Here is a 1535-nt window from a genome sequence, read left to right as displayed (position 1 = left end):
GCCCCCGCGGCGCCGGTCGCCGCCAAGCCGTCCGGCCTCTCGGTGCGGGCGCGGCTGGGCCTGGTCGGGCTCGGCATGCTCGCGATGTTCCTGCTGGTCGCCTTCGCCCCGGCCCAACTGGCCGAGAACTTCACGGTGTTCACGCTCGCCGTGGTGATCGGCTACTACGTGATCGGCAAGGTGCACCACGCCCTGCACACGCCGCTGATGTCGGTGACCAACGCGATCTCCGGCATCGTCGTGATCGGCGCGCTGCTGCAGATCGGGCGCGAGAACGCGGTGGTCACCGTGCTGTCCGCGGTGGCGATCCTGCTGACCAGCGTCAACATCTTCGGCGGATTCGCCGTCACCCGCCGGATGCTCGGCATGTTCTCGAAGGGCCGATGACCGATGACGTACACGACGGCCGCCCACGCCGCGGACCTGGTCGCCGCACTGCTGTTCATCCTCAGCCTCGCCGGGCTCTCCCAGCACCGGACCTCGCGGGCCGGTGTCGCCTACGGCATCGCCGGCATGGCGCTCGCGCTCGTGGCCACCGTGGTGGTCGCGGCGCACGACATCTCCGCGGGCGCGGTCTCGCTGATCGTGGTCACCATGGCCGCGGGCGGCGCGATCGGCCTGTGGCGGGCCCGCCGGGTCGAGATGACCCAGATGCCCGAACTGATCGCCGTCCTGCACAGCTTCGTCGGCCTGGCCGCGGTGCTGGTCGGCTGGAACAGCTACCTGGAGGTCGAGCAGCACGGCGCCGCGCAGACCCTGGTCGGCTCGGACCTGCTGCGCATCCACCACGCCGAGGTGTTCATCGGCATCTTCATCGGCGCGGTCACCTTCACCGGCTCGATCGTCGCCTATCTGAAGCTGTCGGCGCGGATCAAGTCCAGCCCGCTGATGCTGCCGGGCAAGAACGCGCTCAACGTGGCGGCGCTGGTGGCGTTCGCGGCGCTGACGGTGTGGTTCACGATCAGCCCGAGCCTCGGCCTGATGATCGCGGTGACGGTGCTGGCGCTGCTGCTGGGCTGGCACCTGGTCGCCTCGATCGGCGGCGGCGACATGCCCGTGGTGGTCTCCATGCTGAACAGCTACTCGGGCTGGGCGGCGGCGGCGGCGGGCTTCCTGCTGAACAACAACCTGCTGATCGTCACCGGTGCGCTGGTCGGCTCCTCCGGTGCCTACCTGTCGTACATCATGTGCAAGGCGATGAACCGGTCCTTCATCTCCGTCATCGCCGGCGGCTTCGGCATCGAGGCGCCCGCCGCGCAGGACGCGGAGCAGGGCGAGCACCGCGAGAGCAGCGCGCAGGACACCGCGCAGATGCTCGCCGAGGCCGACTCGGTGATCATCACGCCGGGCTACGGCATGGCCGTCGCCCAGGCCCAGCACCCGGTCGCCGAGCTGACCCGGGTGCTGCGCGAGCGCGGCGTCGAGGTCCGCTTCGGCGTCCACCCGGTGGCGGGCCGCCTGCCCGGGCACATGACCGTGCTGCTGGCCGAGGCCCGCGTGCCGTACGACATCGTGCTGGAGATGGACGAGATCAA

Annotated in this window: 2 protein-coding genes; both read left to right on the top strand. The window is 70.4% G+C overall.

Annotated elements, in window-relative coordinates; all coding sequences use genetic code 11:
- A partial coding sequence (locus ABZ641_RS36845) for a proton-translocating transhydrogenase family protein (protein ID WP_359988917.1) occupies positions 1 to 387 on the top strand: 387 nt, incomplete at its 5' end.
- A 3-nt stretch (positions 388 to 390) separates the two neighbouring features.
- Positions 391 to 1535: NAD(P)(+) transhydrogenase (Re/Si-specific) subunit beta (locus ABZ641_RS36840; RefSeq protein ID WP_359988915.1), on the top strand; the 1145-nt coding region annotated here is incomplete at its 3' end.

The organism is Kitasatospora sp. NPDC007106, assembly GCF_040634455.1.
Classification (GTDB): Bacteria; Actinomycetota; Actinomycetes; order Streptomycetales; family Streptomycetaceae; genus Kitasatospora; species Kitasatospora arboriphila.
This window is presented reverse-complemented; position numbering and strand designations above follow the sequence as displayed.